The sequence below is a fragment of the Ramlibacter paludis genome (assembly GCF_022012305.1).
GTDB lineage: Bacteria > Pseudomonadota > Gammaproteobacteria > Burkholderiales > Burkholderiaceae_C > Ramlibacter > Ramlibacter paludis.
Genome location: NZ_JAKLTM010000003.1, coordinates 18,068 through 40,287 on the forward strand (window position 1 = coordinate 18,068; position 22,220 = coordinate 40,287).

Annotated in this window: 25 protein-coding genes; 11 read left to right on the plus strand and 14 right to left on the minus strand. The window is 68.6% G+C overall.

What is annotated here, in order from left to right:
* Both LZ009_RS10805 and LZ009_RS10810 read left to right on the plus strand, forming a co-directional pair.
* A complete protein-coding gene (locus LZ009_RS10805; RefSeq protein WP_275697937.1) occupies window positions 1-270 on the plus strand; it encodes a MoaD/ThiS family protein in 270 nt (89 codons plus the stop codon).
* Between the two features lies 1 nt (window position 271).
* Window positions 272-1,357 (plus strand): beta propeller repeat protein, encoded by a 1,086-nt coding sequence (locus LZ009_RS10810; protein WP_275697938.1) that lies wholly within the window; start codon window positions 272-274, stop codon window positions 1,355-1,357.
* A 157-nt stretch (window positions 1,358-1,514) separates the two neighbouring features.
* Here LZ009_RS10810 and moeA read toward each other — a convergent pair whose 3' ends face one another.
* The 4 genes from moeA to LZ009_RS10830 are packed head-to-tail and all read right to left on the minus strand — an operon-like array spanning window position 1,515 to window position 5,350.
* Complete coding sequence (moeA, locus tag LZ009_RS10815; RefSeq protein ID WP_275697939.1) at window positions 1,515-2,786, minus strand: molybdopterin molybdotransferase MoeA; 1,272 nt, start codon at window positions 2,784-2,786, stop codon at window positions 1,515-1,517.
* Window positions 2,783-3,397 (minus strand): molybdenum cofactor guanylyltransferase MobA, encoded by a 615-nt coding sequence (mobA, locus tag LZ009_RS10820; protein ID WP_275697940.1) that lies wholly within the window; start codon window positions 3,395-3,397, stop codon window positions 2,783-2,785. The genes moeA and mobA overlap by 4 nt, the downstream gene beginning before the upstream one ends.
* A gap of 31 nt (window positions 3,398-3,428) precedes the next feature.
* Window positions 3,429-4,544 carry a GTP 3',8-cyclase MoaA gene (gene moaA / locus LZ009_RS10825; RefSeq protein ID WP_275697941.1) on the minus strand — a complete coding sequence of 372 codons (1,116 nt, stop codon included), beginning with the start codon at window positions 4,542-4,544 and terminating at the stop codon, window positions 3,429-3,431.
* A 44-nt stretch (window positions 4,545-4,588) separates the two neighbouring features.
* On the minus strand, window positions 4,589-5,350 hold the full coding sequence (locus LZ009_RS10830) for an SDR family oxidoreductase (RefSeq protein WP_275697942.1): 762 nt from the start codon (window positions 5,348-5,350) through the stop codon (window positions 4,589-4,591).
* 188 nt (window positions 5,351-5,538) lie between these two features.
* Between LZ009_RS10830 and LZ009_RS10835 the strand changes: the two genes are divergently transcribed.
* From LZ009_RS10835 to LZ009_RS10845, 3 genes are read left to right on the plus strand one after another with little or no spacing between them, the layout of a single operon-like run.
* On the plus strand, window positions 5,539-6,252 hold the full coding sequence (locus LZ009_RS10835) for a hypothetical protein (protein ID WP_275697943.1): 714 nt from the start codon (window positions 5,539-5,541) through the stop codon (window positions 6,250-6,252).
* Window positions 6,249-7,448, plus strand: a complete 1,200-nt coding sequence (locus tag LZ009_RS10840; RefSeq protein WP_275697944.1) for a M48 family metallopeptidase — start codon at window positions 6,249-6,251, stop codon at window positions 7,446-7,448. The genes LZ009_RS10835 and LZ009_RS10840 overlap by 4 nt, the downstream gene beginning before the upstream one ends.
* A complete protein-coding gene (locus LZ009_RS10845) occupies window positions 7,445-8,050 on the plus strand; it encodes a hypothetical protein (protein ID WP_275697945.1) in 606 nt (201 codons plus the stop codon). Before LZ009_RS10840 ends, LZ009_RS10845 begins: the two co-directional genes overlap by 4 nt.
* A 110-nt stretch (window positions 8,051-8,160) precedes the next feature.
* Here LZ009_RS10845 and LZ009_RS10850 read toward each other — a convergent pair whose 3' ends face one another.
* Both LZ009_RS10850 and LZ009_RS10855 read right to left on the minus strand, forming a co-directional pair.
* The gene (locus LZ009_RS10850) at window positions 8,161-9,594 is read right to left on the minus strand and encodes an aldehyde dehydrogenase family protein (protein ID WP_275697946.1); all 1,434 of its coding nucleotides are present in this window, start codon (window positions 9,592-9,594) and stop codon (window positions 8,161-8,163) included.
* A gap of 28 nt (window positions 9,595-9,622) precedes the next feature.
* A complete protein-coding gene (locus tag LZ009_RS10855; RefSeq protein WP_275697947.1) occupies window positions 9,623-10,441 on the minus strand; it encodes a metal-dependent hydrolase in 819 nt (272 codons plus the stop codon).
* A 51-nt stretch (window positions 10,442-10,492) separates the two neighbouring features.
* Between LZ009_RS10855 and LZ009_RS10860 the strand changes: the two genes are divergently transcribed.
* Window positions 10,493-11,065, plus strand: coding sequence for a TetR/AcrR family transcriptional regulator (locus tag LZ009_RS10860; protein WP_275697948.1), 573 nt, complete (start codon window positions 10,493-10,495; stop codon window positions 11,063-11,065).
* Between the two features lie 66 nt (window positions 11,066-11,131).
* On the opposite strand, the gene LZ009_RS10865 is transcribed toward LZ009_RS10860, so the two are convergent.
* Window positions 11,132-13,198 carry a sodium-translocating pyrophosphatase gene (locus tag LZ009_RS10865; protein ID WP_275697949.1) on the minus strand — a complete coding sequence of 689 codons (2,067 nt, stop codon included), beginning with the start codon at window positions 13,196-13,198 and terminating at the stop codon, window positions 11,132-11,134.
* 230 nt (window positions 13,199-13,428) lie between these two features.
* Here LZ009_RS10865 and ppa point away from each other — a divergent pair, with 230 nt between their 5' ends.
* From ppa to LZ009_RS10880, 3 genes are all read left to right on the plus strand, one after another.
* Complete coding sequence (gene ppa / locus LZ009_RS10870; protein ID WP_275697950.1) at window positions 13,429-13,971, plus strand: inorganic diphosphatase; 543 nt, start codon at window positions 13,429-13,431, stop codon at window positions 13,969-13,971.
* A 152-nt stretch (window positions 13,972-14,123) separates the two neighbouring features.
* Window positions 14,124-14,615 carry a hemerythrin domain-containing protein gene (locus LZ009_RS10875; RefSeq protein WP_275697951.1) on the plus strand — a complete coding sequence of 164 codons (492 nt, stop codon included), beginning with the start codon at window positions 14,124-14,126 and terminating at the stop codon, window positions 14,613-14,615.
* Window positions 14,612-15,760: a glutathione-independent formaldehyde dehydrogenase gene (locus LZ009_RS10880; protein ID WP_275697952.1), complete on the plus strand. Its 1,149-nt coding sequence runs from the start codon at window positions 14,612-14,614 to the stop codon at window positions 15,758-15,760. The genes LZ009_RS10875 and LZ009_RS10880 overlap by 4 nt, the downstream gene beginning before the upstream one ends.
* Here LZ009_RS10880 and LZ009_RS10885 read toward each other — a convergent pair.
* Entirely contained in the window at window positions 15,757-16,917 is a 1,161-nt protein-coding gene (locus tag LZ009_RS10885; protein ID WP_275697953.1) for a GNAT family N-acetyltransferase, read from the minus strand. The genes LZ009_RS10880 and LZ009_RS10885 overlap by 4 nt on opposite strands.
* Between LZ009_RS10885 and LZ009_RS10890 the strand changes: the two genes are divergently transcribed.
* Complete coding sequence (locus tag LZ009_RS10890; protein ID WP_275697954.1) at window positions 16,916-18,586, plus strand: NAD+ synthase; 1,671 nt, start codon at window positions 16,916-16,918, stop codon at window positions 18,584-18,586. The genes LZ009_RS10885 and LZ009_RS10890 overlap by 2 nt on opposite strands.
* A 29-nt stretch (window positions 18,587-18,615) precedes the next feature.
* Window positions 18,616-18,954, plus strand: a complete 339-nt coding sequence (locus LZ009_RS10895) for a P-II family nitrogen regulator (protein ID WP_275697955.1) — start codon at window positions 18,616-18,618, stop codon at window positions 18,952-18,954.
* A gap of 51 nt (window positions 18,955-19,005) precedes the next feature.
* Here LZ009_RS10895 and LZ009_RS10900 read toward each other — a convergent pair whose 3' ends face one another.
* The 6 genes from LZ009_RS10900 to LZ009_RS10925 are packed head-to-tail and all read right to left on the minus strand — an operon-like array spanning window position 19,006 to window position 22,188.
* On the minus strand, window positions 19,006-19,593 hold the full coding sequence (locus tag LZ009_RS10900) for an LOG family protein (RefSeq protein ID WP_275697956.1): 588 nt from the start codon (window positions 19,591-19,593) through the stop codon (window positions 19,006-19,008).
* A complete protein-coding gene (locus LZ009_RS10905; protein ID WP_275697957.1) occupies window positions 19,590-19,997 on the minus strand; it encodes a diacylglycerol kinase in 408 nt (135 codons plus the stop codon). The genes LZ009_RS10900 and LZ009_RS10905 overlap by 4 nt, the downstream gene beginning before the upstream one ends.
* Window positions 19,994-20,503, minus strand: a complete 510-nt coding sequence (locus LZ009_RS10910; protein WP_275697958.1) for an RDD family protein — start codon at window positions 20,501-20,503, stop codon at window positions 19,994-19,996. The genes LZ009_RS10905 and LZ009_RS10910 overlap by 4 nt, the downstream gene beginning before the upstream one ends.
* On the minus strand, window positions 20,500-21,192 hold the full coding sequence (locus tag LZ009_RS10915) for a DUF3106 domain-containing protein (RefSeq protein WP_275697959.1): 693 nt from the start codon (window positions 21,190-21,192) through the stop codon (window positions 20,500-20,502). Before LZ009_RS10915 ends, LZ009_RS10910 begins: the two co-directional genes overlap by 4 nt.
* Before the next feature lie 16 nt (window positions 21,193-21,208).
* Window positions 21,209-21,625: a DUF3619 family protein gene (locus LZ009_RS10920; protein WP_275697960.1), complete on the minus strand. Its 417-nt coding sequence runs from the start codon at window positions 21,623-21,625 to the stop codon at window positions 21,209-21,211.
* Window positions 21,622-22,188, minus strand: a complete 567-nt coding sequence (locus LZ009_RS10925) for an RNA polymerase sigma factor (RefSeq protein WP_275697961.1) — start codon at window positions 22,186-22,188, stop codon at window positions 21,622-21,624. Before LZ009_RS10925 ends, LZ009_RS10920 begins: the two co-directional genes overlap by 4 nt.
* Window positions 22,189-22,220 lie beyond the last annotated feature (32 nt).

Consider the following 22,220-nt stretch of genomic DNA (forward strand, 5'->3'; position numbering starts at 1 on the left):
GTGCCCACCGTCGAATTCGCTCCCGCCCTCACGCGCCACGTGGCCTGCCCCCGGCAGGAAGTCGGCGCGGCCACGCTCGCCGCGGCGCTCGATGCCGCCTTTCGCGCCGCGCCCGCGCTGCGCGGCTACGTGCTGGACGAGCAGGGCGCCGTGCGCAAGCACGTGGCGGTGTTCGTCAACGGGCAGATGATTCCCAGCCGCTCCGACCTCACGCGCGCCCTGCAGCCGCAGGACAGCGTCATGGTCATCCAGGCCCTGTCAGGAGGATGAGATGCAGCCAGTGCTAGTCGCGACCCGCAAGGGCCTGTTCCTGGTCGAGCGGGGCAAGACCGCGTGGCATCCCGGCGCGCCGCACTTCGCCGGCGAACCGGTGACGCAGGTAACGGTGGACCCGTCCGACGGCGCCTGGTACGCGGCGCTGCGCCTGGGCCACTTCGGCGTGAAGATGCGCCGCAGCCGCGACCGCGGGGCGAGCTGGCAGGAGATCGCCACGCCGGCCTTTCCGCCCAAGCCCACGGAAGGTCCGTGGGCCGCCGATGCGACGCCCTGGACGCTGGACATGGTGTGGAGCCTGGAGGCCGGCGGCGGCCGCCTCTGGGCCGGCGGCCTGCCGGCGGGCCTGTTCTCCTCGGACGACCACGGCGACAGCTGGCAGCTCGTGGAAAGCCTGTGGCACGAGCCGGGCCGCAAGGACTGGTTCGGCGGTGGCTACGACCATGCCGGCATCCATTCGATCGTGGTCGATCCGCGCGACGCGAAGCACGTCACCATCGCCATCTCCTGCGCGGGCGTCTGGCAGACGCGCGACGGCGGCGCCACCTGGGCCAACACCTCGCAGGGCATGGACGCCGGCGACTACATGCCGCCCGAGCGCCGCTACGACGGCAACATCCAGGACGTGCACCGCATCGCGGCCTGCCCCGCGGCGCCGGACGTCGTCTGGGCGCAGCACCATGGCGGCATGTACCGGTCCACCGACGGCGGCCTGCAATGGCAGCGCCTGCCGCGGCCCATGCCCAGCGATTTCGGCTTCGTGGTGGCCGCGCATCCGCGCGACCCGCAGCGCGCCTGGTTCGTGCCCGCGCATTCGGATGCGCGGCGGGTGCCGGTGGACGGCAAGGTGGTGGTCAACGAGACGCGCGACGGTGGCGTGCGCTTCGAGAGCCTGGGCTACGGCCTGCCGCCGCATGATGCGTACCACCTGATCTACCGGCACGGCTTGGCGGTCAGCGACGATGGCGGCACGCTGGCGATGGGGTCGACGACGGGTGGACTCTGGATCAGCGAAGACGATGGCGCGCTGTGGCACTGCGTGTCGCGCGATCTGCCGCCCATTGCGCAGGTGCGGTTCGTGTAGCCGCGGTTCGCTTGCGGGCTCACCACGGCCTACGGGGACCGGCTCTCGTAGGCCGGGGTGGAAACCCCGGCTTGCGGCGGAGGAGCCGGGGTTTCCACCCCGGCCTACGCTTCTCGATGCTTTTGTAGGCCGTGGTGAGCCCGCAGGCGAACCGCGGCTAGATCGCCCCGTCGAACATCATCACGTCGACTTCCTCCCCCGCCGCGACGTTGCCCTGCGCGTGGTGCAGCACGATCAAGCCGTTCGCCTGCACCATGGAGCTCAACACGCCGGACCCCTGGTTGCCCGTCGTGCGCACCTGCAGCGACCCGTCCGCGGCCCGCGTGACCGTCCCGCGCTGGTACTCGGTGCGCCCCGGCTTCTTGCGCAACGCCTCCGCGCTGTGCGCCTTCAGCAGCACCGTTTCCGTCGCCCGCGCGCCCATCATGCGCAGCAGGGCAGGGCGCACGAAGGCGAGGAAGGTCACCATCACGGCCACCGGATTGCCCGGCAGCCCGAACAGGACCGAACGGCCGATGCGGCCGACGGCCATCGGCCGGCCCGGCCGCATCGCGATCTTCCAGAAGGCCACGTCGCCCAGCTTCTTCATCATGGCCTTGGTGAAGTCGGCCTCGCCGACGCTCACGCCGCCGCTGGTGATGATGGCGTCGGCACGCGCAGCCGCATCGGTGAAGGCGGCTTCGAGCAGCGCCGGCTGGTCGCGGATCACGCCGAGGTCGATCACCTCGCAGCCCAGGCGCCGCAGCAGCCCGTGCACCGTGTAGCGGTTGCTGTCGTACACCGCGCCTTCGCGCGGCGCCTCGCCCAGGCTCAGGATCTCGTCGCCGGTGGAGAAGTAAGCCACGCGCAGGCGGCGCTGCACTTCCACTTCGGCGATCCCGAGGCTGGCGATCAGCCCCAGCGCCGCGGGAGCCAGCCGTTCGCCGGCGCGCAGCGCGGGCTGGCCCTGCATCAGGTCCTCGCCCTTCAGGCGACGGTTGTCGCCCGCGGCCAGCAATCCGGCCGGGATCACGATGCGGCCATCGGCGCCGGCCTTGGTGAACTCCTGCGGAACCACCGTGTCCAGCCCGGCCGGCATGATCGCCCCGGTCATGATCTTCACGCACTGGCCCGCGGCGGCGGTGCCGCGCCAGGCCTGGCCCGCGAGCGCGGTGCCCACCACTTCGAGTTCCAGGGCGGACCCGCCGGCCAGCTGCGCGCCGTCGAACGCATAGCCGTCCATCGCGGAGTTGTCGTGCGGCGGCACGCTGAGCGGCGAAACGAGGTCGGCGGCCAGCACGCGGTCCAGCGCATCGAGCACGCCGACCGTCTCCGTCTCCGCTACGGGCGCCACGAGCTTCGCCAGGAACGCGCCCACGCCTTCGGCGCTGAGCGCCTGCGGGTCGTAGCCTTGCAGCTGCGCCGCAATCTCGGCGATCGTGGCGCTCATCGCGGTTGTTCCAGCTGGTGCAGCTCCGCCAGCGTGTTGGCGTTGAAGAAAGCGGCCGGGTCGTCGCCCTCCCGGTCGAAGGGAACCAGCACCGTCTTGTGCTGCGCGGACCAGGCGTCGATCTTGCGGCCGCCGCCGGTGGTGAAGCGCACCAGGCTTTCCATCAGCTCGTGCCGCAGGAGGGAGAACACCGGCTGGGAACGCAATTGCCCATCTTCCTCGCGCGCCGTCGCCATCGCGATGTCCGCGTCCTCGCGTTCCAGCGCCTCGGCCAGGCGGGCGACCAGGTCGGTCGGGAAGAGGGGGGTGTCGCAGGGCACGGTGACGAGGTAGGCCGTTTCGCAGCGCTCCAGGCCCACGAGGAAGCCCGCCAGCGGGCCGGCGTAGTCGGCCGGGGCATCGGGCCACACCGGCACGCCGAAGGACTCGTAGGCCGCCAGGTTGCGGTTGGCGTTCACCATTGCTTCGCCGACCTGCGGCCCGAGGCGCAGCAGCGTGTGCAGGGCCAGCGGCATCCCGCGGAAATTTTGCAGGCCCTTGTCGGCGCCGCCCATGCGGGAGCCGCGGCCGCCGGCGAGGACGATGCCCGTGATGTCTTCCTTGGCGATCATGCGCGGACTTTAACCCGCCGGCGCGGGGACCTCAGCCGCCGATGTAGCTCATCTCGACGCGGCGGCCACCGGTGCCGGTGTCGGCGGCCAGCGTGCTGCGCAGCTCGGAGTAGCGGTCGCCGCGGCCTTGCCAGATGTGGCCGATCGCCGAGGCGAGTTCCGCGTCGCTCGCGCCACCGCGCAGCAGCGCGCGCAGGTCGTAGCCGTTGCTGGCGAAGAGGCAGAGGTAGAGCTTGCCTTCGGTGGACAAACGGGCGCGGTTGCAGTCGCCGCAGAAGGCCTGCGTCACGCTGCTGATCAGGCCGATCTCGCCTTGGCCATCGGCGTAGCCCCAGCGTTCGGCCGTCTCGCCGGGCGCCGAGGGCGCGAGCTGCACCAGCGGGAATTCGGCGTGGATGATGTCGCGCACCGCCGCCGACGGCAGGACTTCGTCCATGCGCCAGCCGTTGGTCGCGCCCACGTCCATGTACTCGATGAAGCGCAGCACGACGCCCGTGCCGCGGAAGTGGCGCGCCATCGGCAGGATCTGGTCTTCGTTGGTGCCGCGCTTGACCACCATGTTGACCTTGATCGGGCCCAGCCCGGCGGCCCGCGCCGCGGCAATCCCGTCCAGCACCTCGGCCACCGGGAAGTCCACGTCGTTCATGCGGCGGAAGATCTCGTCGTCCAGGCCATCGAGGCTGACGGTCACCCGCTGCAGCCCGGCTTCCTTCAGCACGCGCGCCTTGCGGGCCAGCAGCGAGCCGTTGGTGGTGAGCGTGAGTTCCGGCGGCGTGCCGTCCACCGTGCGCAGCGCGGCCAGCTGCCCGACCAGGATCTCGAGGTTCTTGCGCAGCAGCGGCTCGCCGCCGGTCAGGCGGATCTTGTGCACGCCGTGGGCGAGGAACTGGCGGGCGGTGCGGGTGATTTCCTCGAAGCTCAGCAGCGAGGCATGCGGCAGGTACTGGTAGTCCTTGTCGAAGACTTCCTTGGGCATGCAGTAGCTGCAGCGGAAGTTGCAGCGGTCGGTGACGCTGATGCGCAGGTCGCGCAGCGGCCGCCCCAGGGTGTCCGCCAGCAGGCCGGTCGCCGCGATGGGCTGCGCGGGCAGGGTCGCGCCGAGCGCCGCGAGGCGCTGGTCGACCAGGGGAATCACGCGTTCAGCCATGCCCTATTGTCGCGCCCGCGGCTTAACCCGCAAAACGCGGGGACTCAGACGCAGCGCGCCCCATCCACCTCGATGCACACGCCCGAAATGAAGGCCGCCTCGTCGCTGGCGAGGTAAAGGCAGGCGTTCGCCACGTCCATGCTGGTGGAAAAGCGTCCCAGCGGGATGGTGGCCAGGAATTTGGCGCGGCGGGCATCGTCCACCGGGCCGCCGGCGAATTCGGCGGACAGGCCGGTGTCGGGGTTGAACACCGGGTTGACGCAGTTCACGCGGATGTTGTCGGGCCCGAATTCGGCCGCCAGGGACTTGCTGGTGGTGATGACCGCGCCCTTGGAGCCGTTGTACCAGGTGAGGCCGGGGCGCGGCCGCACGCCGGCGGTGGAGGCGATGTTGATGAAGCTGCCGCCCTTGTTGGCGCGGAAGGCCGGCACCGCGTGGATGGTCGCCAGGTAGATGCTCTTCATGTTGATGGCATAGACCTTGTCGAATTCCTCCTCGCTCACCTCCAGCGCCGGGCGGTTGCGGTGGGTCCAGCCGGCGTTGTTCACCATCACGTCCAGCTTGCCGTGGCGTTGCACGGCGGCGGCGACCAGCGCCTTCACTTCGTCGGATTTCGTGACGTCGGCGGCGAAGAAGCTGGCCCGGCCGCCCTGGGCGTTGATGGCCGCGGCGACCTTTTCGCCACGCGCGCTGTCGATGTCGTTGACGATCACTCGGGCGCCCTCGGCGGCCAGGCGATGCGCGATGCCTTCGCCGATGCCGCCGCCGGAACCCGTGACGATGATCGATTTGTCCTTCACCCGCATGTCGAACTCCTTTGTTGGTTAAAGCGCACGCCAGCGTGAAACCTGGCCGCTGGCGCGCTGATTTGGGTGCGGGCCGTTACACGTACTGGACGAGCCGGCAGCGCCGCATACAGTCGCATTGTTGCTGATTCCGGCGCGGGCCTCCGCGCCGGTTTCGGCCTTTCCGTTCACAGAGGCAGGAGTTCCACATGCCCGCACTTTTCGCACGCAGCCGCCCGGCCGTGCTGGCCCTGTTGCTGGCCGCCGGCGCCGTCCAGGCCCAGGTCCTGCCCGACACGGCCAAGCTCGCCCCGGGCTTCAGCACGCGGCCCGTCGCTTCCCGGCTGGTCATCATCCCCGCCGACATGGAGCTGTATTCGATCAGCGCCGGCGGCGTGGTCGAACCGCGCGCCGACTGGACCGAGCAGGCGCAGAAGAACCTCGCCGCGGCCCTGCTGCGCGACATCGGCCGCCTGGGCAGCAACATCTCGCGCCTGACGCCCGCGCAGATGGAGGACTTCAGCGAGGTCGCGGCCCTGCATCGCGCGGTGGCCGGCGCGATCTCCATCCACCACTTCGGCAACCTCAAGCTGCCGACGAAGAGCGAGCGGCTCGACTGGTCGCTGGGCGCGGAATCGGTGGCGGAACTCAAGGCGAAGACCGGCGCCGACTACGCGCTTTTCAGCTACCTGCGCGACACCTACGCCAGCAACGAACGCAAGATGGCGATGCTGGGCATGGCGCTGATCGGCGCCTACATGCCCGGGGGCGAGCAGCGCGGCTATGCCTCGCTGGTGGACCTGAACACCGGCCGCGTGGTCTGGTTCAGCGGCCTGGACCGCTCGTGGGGCGACCTGCGCGACGGCGGCAAGGCAATGGAGACGGTCGACGCCCTGCTCAAGGGCTTCCCGGGGCAGCAGTGATCATCGATCCCCGCATGAACCCCAACGGCCGGCGCGGCTTCCTGCGCTCCGCCTGCCGCCACTGCCTGGCGCTCGGCGCCTTGTCCACCGGCCTGCCGGCCCTGGCCGCCGACGGCGACGACAACGTCGTTCCGCCGCGATTCGCGCGGCCCGCGCCGGAAAGCGACGAAGGCGGCCTGTGGGCGATCATGGACCGCGAGGAAGCCCGCGTGCGCCGCAGCCCGCTCACGGTCAAGGACGCGGCGCTCACGACCTACCTGCAGGACCTGGTCAAGCGCCTCGCGCCGGCCCATGGCCTGGACATCCGCCCGCACACGGTGCGCATGCCGCTCTTCAACGCCATGATGGCGCCCAACGGCATGATGCTCATGTGGAGCGGCCTGCTGCTGCGCGCCGAGAACGAGGCGCAGCTGGCCGCCGTGATCGGCCACGAGCTGGGCCACTACCTGGAACGCCATTCGGTGGAGCAGCTGCGCCTGGCGCGCAACCACGCGCTGGTGGCGCAGCTGGTCGGCCTGGTGGGCGGCCTGGGCGGCGTGGCCGGCCAGATCGGGGTGCTGGCGAGCATGTTTGCCTTCTCCCGCGAACACGAGTCGCGCGCCGACCGCCTGGGCATGCGCCTGATGAAGCGCGCCGGCTACGACGGCCGGCAGGCGCCCGCCGTCTGGGAAAACCTGCTGGCGGAACTCAAGGTCACGGGCGGCGAGGAAGCCGGTTCGCGCCAGGACATCTTCGCCACCCACCCGACCACCGCGGGCCGGCGCGACGAACTGCGGCAGATGGCCGGCAACGGCGGCGGCGACCTGGGCGCCGACCGCCTGCGCCAGGCGATCGCGCCGCTGCGCTTCGGCTGGCTGCAGGACGAGATCAAGCGCGGCCAGTACGAGGAAAGCCTGGTGCTGCTCGATCGCATGGTGGCGCGCGACGCACAGGACGTGGACGCGCTCTATGCCCGCGGCGAGGTCTATCGCCTGCGCGACGAGGGCGGCGACGGCAATCGCGCGCTGGCCGACCTGCAGCTGGCCGCGCAGTTCAAGGCGCCGCCGGCGGAGACCTTCCGCTCGCTGGGCCTCATGCACCAGCAGCGCCGCGACACCGTCAACGCGGTCGCGAACTTCGAGCAATACCTGATCAAGGCGCCCAACGCCGCCGACGCCGGCCTGGTGCGCGGCTACCTCACGGACCTGAAGCCATGAAGACCCTTGCAACCCTGTTGCTGGCCTTGTCGCTGGCCGCCTGCAGCATCATGACCCGGATCGAAGGCGACGAAGTCGTCAACGAGAAGCTGGTGGTGCACGTGAGCGATGCCTGGAACCGCATCAACGACCCGTGGGAAGGCGAGAGCTACGACACCTGGACGCAGGAGGGCCTGCCGCTGGACCAGCTGCGCATCTGGGGCGCGGTCAAGCCGGGCCAGGCGCTGATGAACAAGCCGCAGTTCTATTCGCGCGGCGCCGACAGCCGCGAGCCGCGCGTGCCCACCTTCAAGGCCGGCCTGCCGGCCGAGAAGCTGGTGAGCCTGTTCGAGGAGCTTTACGCCAACGAAGGCGCCGTGACGGTCACGAAGATGGACCGCGGCAGCTTCGCCGGCCAGCCGGGGGTGCGCTTCGAGTTCACCCTGGAGCGCCGCGTGGACGACCTGACCCTGCAGGGCGTGGGCTGGGTAGGCGTGCGCAACAACCCGGTGGAAGGCGAAGAGCTCTACGCCGCCACCTTCATGGCGCCGAAGATGGCGTTCTTCACCCGCCTGCTGCCGATGGCGGAGACGGTGGTGAAGACGGCGCGGGTGAAGGGCTAGGCAAATCCCATGTCATTGCGGGCTCGACCCGCAATCCATCTCCCGTTGCTTATCCAGGCGCAGGAGATGGATCCCGGGTCAAGCCCGGGATGACAAGCTGGTGTGGCAACTCACCCGTGCTTGATCGCGACGGTCTTCAGCGTCGTGAATCCGTACAAGGCCTCGAAGCCCTTCTCGCGTCCGTAGCCGGATGACTTCACGCCGCCGAAGGGCAGTTCCACGCCGCCGCCGGCGCCGTAGTTGTTGATGAACACCTGCCCGCTCTTCACCTTGCGGGCCATGCGCAGCTGGCGCGCGCCGTCGCGCGTCCAGACGCCGGCCACCAGGCCAAACTGCGTCGCGTTGGCGAGCTCCACCGCGTGGTCCTCGTTGCGGAAGGACATGGCCGCCAGCACCGGGCCGAACACTTCTTCCTGCGCCAGGCGGTGCGTCACCGGCACGTCGCGCAGCAGCGTCGGCGCCTGGTAGAAGCCGGTCTCGGGCGCTTCGTCCACCACGCGGCCCTGGGCCACCATCGAAATGCCGGCGTGCTGCGCGTCGGAGAGGAAATCCCACACGCGCTGCTGCTGGCTCTGGCGGATCAGCGGGCCGACGTCCAGGTCCATGGGGGCGGGGCCCACGCGCAGGTTGGAGAAGGCCGTGCCGAGCCGCTCCAGGAGGGGCTCGTACAGCGACTGTTCGACCAGCAGGCGCGAGCCGGCGCTGCAGGTCTGGCCGGCGTTCTGCACGATGGCGTTGATGACGACGGGCAGCACCTGCTCGATGTCGGCATCGGCAAAGACGATCTGCGGGCTCTTGCCTCCGAGCTCCAGCGTCACCGGGCAATGGCGTTCGGCCGCCACCTGCTGGATGATGGTGCCCACGCTGGGGCTGCCGGTGAAGCTGATGTGGTCGATGCCGGGATGGCGCGCGAGCGCGTCGCCGACTTCATGTCCGTAGCCGGTGACGATGTTGATCGCGCCGGCCGGGAAGCCCACTTCCGCCGCCAGCTGCGCCACGCGGATCAGCGACAGGCAGGCATCTTCCGAGGGCTTGACCACGCAGACGTTGCCGGCGGCGAGCGCGCCGCCGACGCTGCGGCCGAAGATCTGCATCGGGTAGTTCCAGGGAATCACGTGGCCGGTCACGCCGTGCGGCTCGCGCCAGGTGAACACCGTGTAGCCGTCCTGGTAAGGCAGGGTCTCGCCGTGCAGCTTGTCGCAGGCGCCGGCGTAGAACTCGAAGTAGCGCGCGAGGGCCACCGCATCGGCGCGGGCCTGCTTGGTCGGCTTGCCGCAATCGCGCTGCTCGATGGCCGCCAGCTCCTCGGCGTGCTCGGCCACCTTGAGCGACAGGCGCATCATCAGGCGACCGCGCTCGGCGGCGCTCAGCTTGCTCCAGACGCCTTCGAAGCAGTGGCGTGCGGCCTGCACGGCCTGGTCCACGTCGTCGGCGGTGCCGCGCTGGATGGTGTCGTACTGCTGGCCATCCGACGGATCGATGACGGGCAGGGTGCGCTCGGACGAAGAGCGCACCGGGGCGTTGGCGATGTAGTGGTGCTGCATGGCGCTTATTTTGCGCCAGCAGCCCGGATCAAGCCGAGACGACCTTGTATTGCCCGGCGTTCGCGGCCAGCCATTGCTGCGAGGCCTCGGAATGCAGCTGCAGCGGGTGGAAGTCGGTGCGGAAATACTCGCGCCAGGGCGCGTAGGTGTGGCGCACCAGGCCGCGCTGGCCGAACAGGTAGCTGGCCGCGCTCTTCCAGGTGCTCCACTTCCACAGCGTGCCGTCGCGGCGCAGGTTGTTGACCGTCTGCCGCAGCGTGTCGACCAGGAACACCAGGGTCACGCGGCGCATCCACTTGATGCGCCAGTGATGGTCCCCGCCCAGCGCCTGGTACAGGTCGAAGGCCACGCACTTGTGCTCGGACTCTTCCGCCGAGTGCCACAGCCACAGCGTGCGCAGACGCTCGTCTTCGGTGCCCAGGAAGTCCGGGTTCGTCAGCATGAAATCGGCCAGGATCGCAGTGAAATGCTCGTTGGCGGCGGTGGCGGCCAGCCAGTGGCGTACGTCCACGCCGTCCAGCATCTTCATGCGCTCCTTGGCACGCGGTCCCCAGGTGTTCTGCAGGCCGAGCTTGTCCAGGTGCTCGTTGTAGAGGCTGTGCAGGCGGCGGTGCGTGGCTTCCTGGCCGATGAAGCCCTGGACCTCGGCCCGGTACTTCTCCTGCTTTTCCGGCGGCAGGGCCTTGAAGCCGTCGCGCACCGAGTCGATGAAGAACTGCTCGCCCACCGGAAAGCTCATCGACAGCGCGTTGAACAGCGCCGTGCGGAAGGCGTCGCCGCCGCACCAGTGGCGGGGGATCGGCTTTTCCATGTCGACGAGCAGGCGGCGGACGACGAGATCGGTCATGATCGGGATGCTCTCATCCGTTGTCGGTACTGTCAAGTACCACCGCATTCCATGTCCGAATTCGCCGTTCTCGAACTCGCTCCCGGTGCCTCCCAGCATCGCAGCCGCCTGCTGGAAGGCATGGCGCACGCCGTCGCCGCCAAGGGCTATGGCGAGACGACCATCGCCGACATCGTGCGCGAGGCGAGCGTGTCGCGCCGGACCTTCTACGAGCACTTCTCCACCAAGGCGGAGTGCCTGGTGGCGCTGTACGAGGCGGCCAGCCGCAATGCGCTGAAGGTGCTGCGCGACGCGATCGACCCGGCGCGCGACTGGGAGGCGCAGGTCGAACACGCCACTGCGGCTTACCTCGGCGCGATGGCGGCCAATCCGGTGCTGATGCGCACGCTGTTCATCGAGATCCTGCACGTCGGTGACGAGGGCCTGGCCGCGCGCCGCCGGCTGAATCAGGAGATCGCCGACTTCATCCGCGCGCGCGTGGCGATGCCGCCGGAGCTGGCGATGGCGGTGGTGGGCGGCATCCACGAGCTGGTGCTGCAGGCGATCGAGGACGGCAAGGTGTCGGAGCTGCCGCAGATCACCGGGGCGGCGGTGGCGCTGGTGAAGGCGGTGGCGCACCGCTGAAGAAAAGAGCGACCCGCAGGCCGCTCTTGGAAGCTCTGGATTCCCGCCTGAGCGGGAATGACGGGCTCAGGAGTGGAACTTCACCACCAGCGGCACGATCAGCAGCGCCACGATGTTGATGATCTTGATCAGCGGGTTGACCGCCGGGCCGGCCGTGTCCTTGTAGGGGTCGCCCACGGTGTCGCCGGTGACGGCGGCCTTGTGCGCTTCGGAGCCCTTGCCGCCGTGGTGGCCGTCTTCGATGTACTTCTTGGCGTTGTCCCAGGCGCCGCCGCCCGTGCACATGGAGATGGCGACGAACAGGCCCGTCACGATGGTTCCCATGAGCAGGCCGCCCAGCGCCTTGGGGCCGAGGATCAGGCCCACCAGGATAGGCACCACCACCGGCAGCAGCGAGGGGATCATCATTTCCTTGATCGCCGCCTTGGTCAGCATGTCCACCGCTACGTCGTACTGCGGCTTGGCCGTGCCTTCCATGATGCCGGCGATCTCGCGGAACTGGCGGCGCACTTCCACCACCACCGAGCCGGCGGCGCGGCCGACGGCCTCCATCGCCATCGCGCCGAACAGGTAGGGAATCAGGCCGCCGATGAACAGGCCGATGATCACCATCGGGTCGCTCAGGTCGAAGGTGATCTGGCGGCCGTAGCTCTCCAGCTTGTGCGTGTAGTCGGCAAACAGCACCAGCGCGGCCAGGCCGGCGGAGCCGATCGCGTAGCCCTTGGTCACTGCCTTGGTGGTGTTGCCCACGGCGTCCAGCGGGTCGGTGATGTCGCGCACGCTGGAGGGCAGGTCGGCCATCTCGGCGATGCCGCCGGCGTTGTCGGTGATGGGGCCATAGGCGTCGAGCGCCACCACGATGCCGGCCATCGACAGCATGGAGGTCGCGGCGACGGCGATGCCGTACAGGCCGGCCAGCGTGTAGGAGGCGATGATGGCGGCGCAGACGAACAGCACCGGCCAGGCGGTGGAACGCATCGACACGCCGAGACCGGCGATGATGTTGGTGCCGTGGCCGGTGGTGGAGGCTTGCGCGATGTGCTTCACCGGCGAGTACTGGGTGCCGGTGTAGAACTCGGTGATCCACACCAGCGCGCCGGTCAGCACCAGGCCGACCACGCAGGCGCCGAACAGCTTCATCTGGCTGCCGGTGGCGGTGATCGCGTTGTCCGGCATCAGCCACCTGGTGACGAAGAAGAAGGCGATCAGCGACAGCACGCCGGCAATGGCCAGGCCCTTGTACAGGGCCGGCATCACGTTCTTCATGCCGGGCGAGGCCTTGACGAAGAAGCAGCCGATGATCGAGGCGATGATGGACACGCCGCCCAGCGCCAGCGGGTAGAGCACCGCGTTGACGCGCGCGCCGGCGACCATCAGCGCGCCCAGCACCATGGTGGCGATCAGCGTCACCGCATAGGTCTCGAACAGGTCGGCGGCCATGCCGGCGCAGTCGCCGACGTTGTCGCCCACGTTGTCGGCGATCACCGCGGGGTTGCGCGGGTCGTCCTCGGGGATGCCGGCTTCCACCTTGCCCACCAGGTCGGCGCCGACGTCGGCGCCCTTGGTGAAGATGCCGCCGCCCAGACGGGCGAAGATCGAGATCAGCGAGGAGCCGAAGGCAAAGCCGATCAGCGGGTTGAGCATCGTCGCCAGGTTCCGGTCCGGCGTCAGGTTGCCGTTGCCGGCCAGGAACCAGTAGAAGCCGGTCACGCCCAGCAGGCCGAGGCCCACCACCAGCATGCCGGTGATGGCGCCGCCGCGGAAGGCGACGTCCAGCGCCGGCCCGATGCCGCGCGTGGCCGCCTGCGCGGTGCGCACGTTGGCGCGCACCGAGACGTTCATGCCGATGAAGCCGCAGGCGCCCGAAAGCACCGCGCCGATGACGAAGCCGATGGCCGTGGTGGCGTCGAGGAAGATGCCGATCAGGATCGCCAGCACGACGCCGACGATGCCGATGGTCTTGTATTGCCGCGCCAGGTAGGCGGCCGCGCCGGTCTGGATGGCGGCCGAGATTTCCTGCATCCGGGCATTGCCAGCGTCCTGGCTCAAGATCCAGCCACGTGCCCAGAAACCGTAAACCACGGCCGCAAGGCCGCAGACAAGCGCCAGGATCAGCGCCGAGTTGCCAGTCATGAAGTTTCTCCTGTCGTTTCGCTTGAGTCTTCGTGAGGGCGCCAACGCCGCGGAGCCCCCGCTGCGTTGCTTCCTCGTGGCTCCAGCGATAGGAGACGATTGGCCAACGGGCGGAATATATAGGCAAAGCGATGACAGTCCTACGGCGCCGGCGGGAATGCGGCGTCCGCCCCACTAAAATCAGGGTTTCTCCCGAGCCAACGCTAGTCCTTTCCCTTAACGCCAGAACCATGTCCCTCGACCTCGTCACCCCCGGCAAGAACGTCCCCGAAGCCTTCAACGTCATCATCGAGATCCCGATGAATGCCGACCCGATCAAGTACGAGGTCGACAAGGAGACCGGCGCCATCTTCGTGGACCGCTTCATGTCCACGGCCATGCACTACCCCACCAACTACGGCTACGTGCCCAAGACCATCAGCGGCGACGGCGATCCGGTCGACGTGCTGGTGATCACGCCGGTGCCGCTGATCCCCGGCGTGGTGGTGCCCTGCCGCCCGATCGGCATCCTGAAGATGCAGGACGAGGCCGGCGAGGACGGCAAGGTGCTGGCCGTGCCCACCGACAAGATCCTCTCGATCTACACGCAGTGGCAGAAGCCGGAAGACCTGAACCCGATGCGCCTGAAGACCATCTCGCACTTCTTCGAGCACTACAAGGACCTCGAGCCGGGCAAGTGGGTGAAGGTGCTGGGCTGGGAAGGCCCGGAAAGCGCGAAGAAGGAAGTCCTCGACGGCATCGAGGCGTACAAGAAGGCGCACCCGAACGGCTGAGGCCGCGCGGCGCGGGCGTGGCTCGGCTTCATCGCCGCCTACGCCTGCTGGGGGTGCCCATCCCACAGGGTTGTACGCGCCCGCCCCGTAGATTGGTCATGACCGGCCCGCCAAGCGCGGGCCGTTCCGTTTCAACCATCTACGAGGACCGCATGAGCGACAAAATTGCCTTCGAGGACGCCGTGGACCTGCTGGATGCAGACCACAAGGCCGTCAAATCCCTGTTCATCGAATTCAACGGGCTCTCCGACGACCAGGCCCCGGCGGCCGACCGGCAGGCTGTGGCCCTGAAGATCTGCCAGGCGCTGACCGTGCACGCCCAGCTGGAAGAAGAACTGTTCTACCCGGCGGTGCGCCAGGCCATCGGCGACGACGCGCTGATGGACGAAGCCATCCTGGAGCACGCGGAAGCCAAGGAGATGATCGCCCGGATCCAGGAGATGGATGCGGAGGACGAAGCCTTCGACGACACCGTCAAGGAACTGGGCATCGACATCGACCACCACGTTCAGGAAGAGCGCGGGGAGATCTTCCTGAAGGCGCGCCAGGCGGACCTGGACCTGCGGGGCATGGTGCCTGCGCTCGCCAAGCGCAAGGAACAGCTGCAGAAGAAGGCGGCGATGCCCGCGAAGGCGGCCGCATGAAGGCGCTCGTCTACAACGGTCCGCGGGACGTCAAGGTCAAGGAAGTGCCCGACGCGAAGATCGAACGGCCCACCGACGTCCTGGTGAAGATCACCAGCACCAACATCTGCGGCTCGGACCTGCACATGTACGAGGGTCGGACCAACATGGAGCCGGGCCGCATCCTGGGCCACGAGAACCTCGGCGAAGTGATCGAGATCGGCACCGCCGTCGACCGGGTCAAGGTCGGCGACCGCGTCTGCCTGCCGTTCAACATCGGCTGCGGCTTCTGCGAGAACTGCGAGAAGGGCCTGTCGGGCTTTTGCCTCACCTGCAACCCGGGAATGGCCGGCGCGGCCTACGGCTTCGCGGGCATGGGCCCGTACAGCGGTGGCCAGGCCGAATACCTGCGCGTGCCCTACGGCGACTACAACTGCCTGATCCTGCCGCGCGGCTCCGAGGAAAAGGAAAGCGACTACGTGATGCTGGCGGACATCTTCCCGACCGGCTACCACGCCACCGAGCTCGCCGGCGTGCAGCCCGGGGACAACGTGGTGATCTACGGAGCCGGCCCCGTCGGCCTGATGGCGGCGTATTCCGCAATGATCAAGGGCGCGGCCATGGTGATGGTGGTCGACACGCACAAGGACCGCCTGGCGCTGGCGGAGAAGATTGGAGCCATCGCCATCGACGACACCGGGGCCGCCGGCGTGGAGCGCATCATGGAGCTCACCGGGGGCAAGGGCGCGGACCGCGGCTGCGAATGCGTGGGCTACCAGTGCTGCAACATGCACCGCGAGGAGGTGCCGAACCTCACGATGAACAACCTGGTGAAGACCGTCAAGGCGGCGGGCTCCATCGGCGTGGTCGGCGTGTTCGTGCCGGAAGACCCGAACGCCGAGGACAGGCTGGAGAAGCGCGGCCAGATGGCCTTCGACTTCGGCGCCTTCTGGTTCAAGGGCCAGCGCATGGCGACCGGCCAGGCCAACGTCAAGGCCTACAACCGCTTCCTGAGCCGCTTGATCGAGAAGGACAAGGTCAAGCCTTCCTGGATCGTGTCGCACGAGATCCCGCTGGAGCAGGCGCCGCAGGCCTACGAGAAGTTCGACAAGCGGGAGAAGGGCTGGACGAAGGTCGTGCTGAAACCGGGCATGAAGAAGGCCTAGTCCTCGCGGCGGAAGGGCGTGCGCTCCTGCAAGTGCTGCAGGTAGCTCTCCACGCCCTTGCCCTCCCGCGCCAGGAACTTCTCCACCGCATCCGCGAACGCCGGATGCGCAAGCCAGTGGGCGCTGCTGGTCTTCACGGGCAGCAGCGCCCGCGCCATCTTGTGCTCGCCCTGCGCGCCGCCCTCGAAGCTGCGATAGCCGTTGGCGATGCACCAGGCCAGCGGCTGGTAGTAGCAGGCCTCGAAGTGCAGCGAGTCGACCCGCTCCAGCGCCCCCCAATAACGGCCATAAGCCACGCCGTCGGCGATGCCGATCAGGCTGCTCGCGATGCGCTTGCCGTTGCGCTCGGCGACGAACAGCAGCCAGTTCTCCGGCATGGTCGCGGCCATGCGGCGGAAGAAGTCGCGCGTGAGGTAGGGCGCGTTGCCGTGTTCGAGGTAGGTGCGCTCGTAGCAGCGGTAGAAGAAGTCCCAGTCGGTGGTGGCGATCGCCTTGCCTTCGAGAGCCCGGAAGGTGACGCCGGCCTCGGCGACCTTGCGCCGCTCCTGGCGGATCTTCTTGCGCTTCTCCTGCGCCAGGCTGGCGAGGAAGGCGTCGAAGTCCGTCCAGCCGGCGTTGGTCCAGTGGAATTGGACGGTGTGGCGCAGCATGAGGCCGTGGGCGGCGCACGCCGCGATGTCGTCCTCGTTGCCGAACAGCAGGTGGAAGGACGAGAGCTTGTTGCGCCGGCACAGCGTCAGCACTTCGGCGACCAGCGCGGCGCGCGCCGCGCCATCGCGGGCCAGCAGGCGCGGCCCCGGCACCGGCGTGAACGGCACCGCGGTCAGGCCCTTGGGGTAGTAGCGCACCCCGTGCTGCTCGTAGGCGTTGGCCCAGGCCCAGTCGAACACGTACTCGCCGTAGGAATGGTCCTTGAAGTACAGCGCGCAGGCGGCCTGCAGCTCGTCGCCGTGCCACAAGGTCAGGAAGTGCGCATCCCAGCCGGTGTCGGCGGTCGCGCTGCCGCTTTCGTGCAGCGCCGCGAGGTACTCGTGGCGCATGAAGGGCGAGCCGCCGGAGCGGGCCAGCAGCTCGTTCCAGGCGCGGGCGTCGACGTCGCCCGGCGCGCGCAGCACCCGGGTGACATAATCTTTTGCCCTGTCAGGCAAGGCTTTCATGGCACTCACAATCTGTACGGCCCAGTTGAACGTCATCGTCGGCGACACGGCGGGCAACGCGCAAAAAATCATCGCCGCGGCGCGTTCGGCCTACGAGCAGGGCGCGCGCCTGGTGCTCACCCCGGAGCTGTCGATCTGCGGCTATCCCGCCGAAGACCTGCTGCTGCGTCCCGCCTTCATGGCCGCCTGCGATGATGCCGTGAAAACGGTGGCCCGCGAGCTGGCGGGGTTGAAGGGCCTGCACGTGCTGGTGGGCCACCCGCATGGCACCGCGAGCCGAGGCAAGTCGGTGCAGGTGCAGCACCGCTACAACGCCGCCAGCGTGCTGTGCGAAGGCAAGGTGCTGGAAACCTATGCCAAGCGCGAACTGCCGAACTACCAGGTCTTCGACGAGTACCGCTATTTCATCCGCGGCCAGGGCACCTGCGTGTTCCAGGTCGAAGGCATCAACGTCGGCGTGCTGATCTGCGAGGACGCCTGGTTCGAGGAACCGGCGCAGCTGGCGATGTCCTCGGGCGCGCAGCTGCTGGTCGTGCCCAATGCCTCGCCCTACCACGCCAACAAGGACGACGAGCGTTTCGCCCGGATGGGGGAGCGCGCCCGCGCCGTGGAACTGCCGCTGATCTACGCGCACTGCGTGGGCGGCCAGGACGAGGTGGTCTTCGACGGCGCTTCGTTTGCCGTCAACGCCGACGGCAAGCTCGCCGCGCTGGCGAAAAGCTTCGAGGAAGACCTGTTCTTCGTGCAGGCGGAGATCGCCCCCGACGCGGGCCCGGTGCGCCTCTCGGGCCAGCTGGCGCCGCAGCCCGATGCGGACGGCGAGCTCTGGCACGCGCTGGTGCTGGGCGTGCGCGACTACATAGGCAAGAACGGTTTCCCGGGCGTGCTGCTGGGCCTGTCCGGCGGCATCGACTCCGCGCTGGTGCTGGCCATCGCCGTCGACGCGCTCGGCGCCGACAGGGTGCGGGCAGTGATGATGCCGTCGCCCTACACCGCGGACATCTCGTGGATCGATGCGCGCGAGATGGCGAAGCGCCTGGGCGTGCGTTACGACGAGATCTCGATCAAGCCGGAGTTCGAGGCCTTCAAGGCATCGCTGGCGCAGGAGTTCGCCGGGCTGCCGGAGGACACCACGGAAGAAAACATCCAGGCGCGCATCCGCGGCGTGCTGCTGATGGCGCTGTCCAACAAGTTCGGCTCCATCGTGTTGACCACCGGCAACAAGAGCGAGATGGCCACCGGCTACTGCACGCTGTACGGCGACATGGCCGGCGGCTTCGCCGTGATCAAGGACGTGCTGAAGACGGCGGTGTTCCGCCTCGCGCGCTGGCGCAACGCCAACGATCCCTTCGGCACCGGCGCCAATCCGATTCCCGAGCGGATCATCACCCGGCCGCCCAGTGCCGAACTGCGGCCGGACCAGACGGACCAGGACAGCCTGCCCCCTTACGAAATCCTCGACGGCATCCTCACGCGCTACATGGAAAACGACATGGGCATCGAGGAGATCGTGGCCGAAGGCTTCGACCGCGCCACGGTGGCACGCGTGGCGCGCCTGATCCGCATCAACGAATACAAGCGGCGGCAGGCCCCGGTGGGCATCCGCGTGACGCACCGGAGTTTCGGCAAGGATTGGCGCTATCCTATTACCGGTAAATTCCTGGCCTGACCACAACGAATCCGGAGAGCGAGCGCCCCATGAAACAGATCACCGCCATCGTCAAACCCTTCAAGCTGGAGGAAGTCCGCGAGGGGCTGGCCGAATGCGGCGTGACCGGGTTGACCGTGACCGAGGTCAAGGGCTTCGGCCGCCAGAAGGGCCACACCGAGCTCTATCGCGGCGCCGAATACGTGGTGGACTTCCTGCCGAAGGTGAAGGTCGAAGTGGTGGTGAAGGACGACGACGTCGAGCGCTGCATCGAGGCCATCATCAAGGCCGCCCGCACGGGCAAGATCGGCGACGGCAAGATCTTCATCACCAACGTGGAGCGCATCGTGCGCATCCGCACGGGCGAGCTGGACGAATCGGCGGTTTGAGGCGGCGCTGATGCCTGCGTAGGGTGGGTTCGCGCAGCGACCCCACCATCCCTAGATCTGCGACAGGTCCATCTTCCTGGGACTGCGACCCGCCGCTTCCACCAGCTCCTGCAGCAGCGGTGCCGGCTCCGCCCCCACCGTCAGCATCTCCATCTGCCCGTCGTTCATGAACCCGTGCTCCACGCCTTGCCGCAGGAAGGCGAGCAGCGACTGGTAGTAGCCGCCGGTATCCAGCAGCCCGATCGGCTTGCCGTGGACGCCGATGTGCCGCCACGTCCACACCTCGAAGAATTCCTCGAAGGTGCCGATGCCGCCCGGCAAGGCCAGGAAGGCGTCTGCGCGCTCGGCCATCATGCTCTTGCGCTGGTGCATGGTGTCCACCACGTGCAGCTCCGTGCAATCGCGCTTGGCCCATTCGCGCACCACCATCGAGTGCGGAATGACGCCGACGACGCGCGCGCCGGCGGCCAGTGCCGCATCGGCCAGCACGCCCATCAGGCCGTTGTTGCCGCCGCCGTAGACCAGCTGGCCGCCATGGCGGCCGATCCAGGTGCCGACCTCGGCGGCGACCTGCGCGTAGCGCGCATCCGCGCCGGGGCGCGAGCCGCAATAGACGCAGAGCGAGAAAGCCGGCGTCATGCGGAGAAGCGCTGCACCAGGGCGGCGATCCAGATGCCGCCGCACACCAGCAGCGCCAGCAGGACCGCGGCGCTGCCCATGTCCTTGGCGCGCTTGGACAGCGGGTGCCGTTCCAGCCCGATGCGGTCGATGGCGGCTTCGACGGCGGTGTTCAGCAGTTCGATCGCCATCAGCATCAGCACCGAGCCGGCCAGCAGCGCCACCTCGACCCAGCTGCGTCCGAGCCAGAAGGCCGCGGGCACGAGCACGATGGCGGCCAGCGCCTCCTGGCGAAAGGCGGTCTCGTCCCAGCCGGCGCGCAGGCCGGCCAGCGAGTAGCCGGCGGCATGCCAGACGCGACTGAGGCCCGAACGCAGTTTCTGGGGATTCACCACGTCGTTCATGGCGTCATGGGTGGTCGTCATCGCGCGATTGTCACCGACGGCGCATCGACCAGCCGCGTGCCCGCCAGCACGTCGTGCCAGAACTGCCGCTGGGGGTGGAAACGGGACAACAACGCCCAGAACAGCACCCAGGCCACCAGCGCATAGAACACGGGCTTCCAGTCGCTGACGCGTTGCTGGGCGAAGAACGCCACCGGCGGGATCACCCAGAGGGAGCAGGTGGCATAGCGCAGCCAGGCGCGCGCCCGGGTGACCGGACGGCCATGCGCATCGACGATCCGGATGCGCCAGGTCTGCATCGGCAAGGTGCGGCCCTTGCCCCAGCTCCAGGTGAAGTACAGGCCCAGCACCAGCCAGATCACGGCGATCAGCGCGAGCCGGCCATGCAGGGCGTGGCGCATCTGGATGACGACGGAGAACACGAAGGCGGTGGCCAGGGCGATCGCGAACGCCAGGAAGCCTTCGTAGAAGAGCGATGCCATGCGGCGGCGCAGGCTGGGCGCGGCCAGCGAAAGGGAATCGGTCAAGGGCTGGGAGTCGTCAGCGTGCCCGGTTGGGGCAGCAGCGTGTTGTGGTCGATCTGGCCGGGCGCGACGGCGATGCGCGCGTTCCTGTTCTCCGCCTTCTTGCCCTTGGGCGTGGCGGCCAGCTTCTGCGGCTGCACCGGCTGGACGGCGGCGGCCGTGGGCGGCACCGGCTTGCCGGCGCCGGCGGCGAGCTTCTTCTTTTCCTCGGGCGGCAGGGCCTGGTAGGCCTCCCACTTGGCGCGCTTGTCGTCCGAGGGCAGGGTCTGCGCCTCGGCGAAGTTCAGCCGGGCCTGGGTGCGCTGCTGCGGCGACAGGGCCGCCCACTCCGCCATGCGGCTGTGCAGGCGGGCCTGTTCGCCCGGCGGCATGGTGGGGAAATTGGACGACACGGCCAGCCACTTGCGCTTGTGCGCTTCGCCCAGGCGGCTCCAGCTGGCGGCCAGCGGCTCCAGGGCCTGCTTCTGGCGGGCGCTCAGCTCGGCCCAGGTGGGGGACGATTCGGCCTTGGGGGCGGAGGACGGGCGCGCCGGGACGGCCCGCGCGGCAACCGGGGGCTTGGCAGTGGCAGCCTGGGAGGCGGAAGGCGACGGGGCCGGCAGGGGATCGGCCGCCCACGCCAGGCTGCCCAGGCACGCCGCGCCAAGCAAGGCGGCGGCGAGGAGGGCGTTCGGGTGGCTGGGCGGCGTCATGGTCCGGGCGACGCGGCTATTCGCGGCCGGACTTGAGGAACTGGACGAACCCGGGGTCGGCATAGGCCGCCGGCGGCAGGTCATCGGTCAGCAGGGCCGCATCGACTTCGGCGATTTCGCTCGCCCGGCGGTCGGCCTGGATGACGTGGATGAACACCAGGCCGCCGACGAGGGCGACCAGGGGCAGGACGGAGGCAACGCGGTTCCAGAGGCTCAAGCCTTCGCCCAGTGTGGCGGCGCCGCCACGGCCCACTAGGACCGGCGCGTGCACTTCGGCCTGCTTGCGCGCTTCCAGGGCGCGCACGCGCGCGGCGCGCAGGCGTTCCCGTACTTCGTAGCTCAGCTCGTCCGTGCCCGCGGAAAGGCGTGCGGCCACCGCACGGCCGAACCGGTCCGCCGGGGGCGGGAGCAGGAGGTCGTTGGTGGTGGTCATAGTTGTATTCCCTTTGCCTTCAGTGCTTTGCTGAGGGCGGCGACCGCCCGCGAACAGTGCGTCTTGACACTGCCCTCGGAGCAGCCCATGGCCGCCGCCGTCTCGGCTACGTCCATGTCCTCCCAGTAACGCATCAAAAACGCTTCGCGTTGACGGGCGGGCAGTTCCAGGATCTCGGTTTCGATCTCTCGCAAGATCTGAGCCCGCCTTGTGGAATCCTCCGCACTCTCGACCTGCTGAGACTTGTCCGCCGAGGAATAAGTTTCCAGCAGGTCGAAATCTCCGTCCTCCGAAGAGGATTCGAAGTCGCTCATGTTCGAAAACAGGGCGTTGCGGGTCTTCTGCCGGCGGAACCAGTCCAGCGTGCAGTTGGACAGGATGCGCTGGAACAGCATCGGCAGCTCGTTGGCCGGCTTGTCCGCATAGTGTTCGGCCAGCTTCATCATGCTGTCCTGCACGATGTCCAGCGCCGACTCCTCCTCGCGGACGTGGTAGACGGTCCGCTTGAAAGCCCGCTTCTCGACGCTCTGCAGGAAATCGGAAAGTTCGCGGTCGGTTGCCAAAGAGTCCGTCGGGCGGGGAGGAAAGCCGGAAA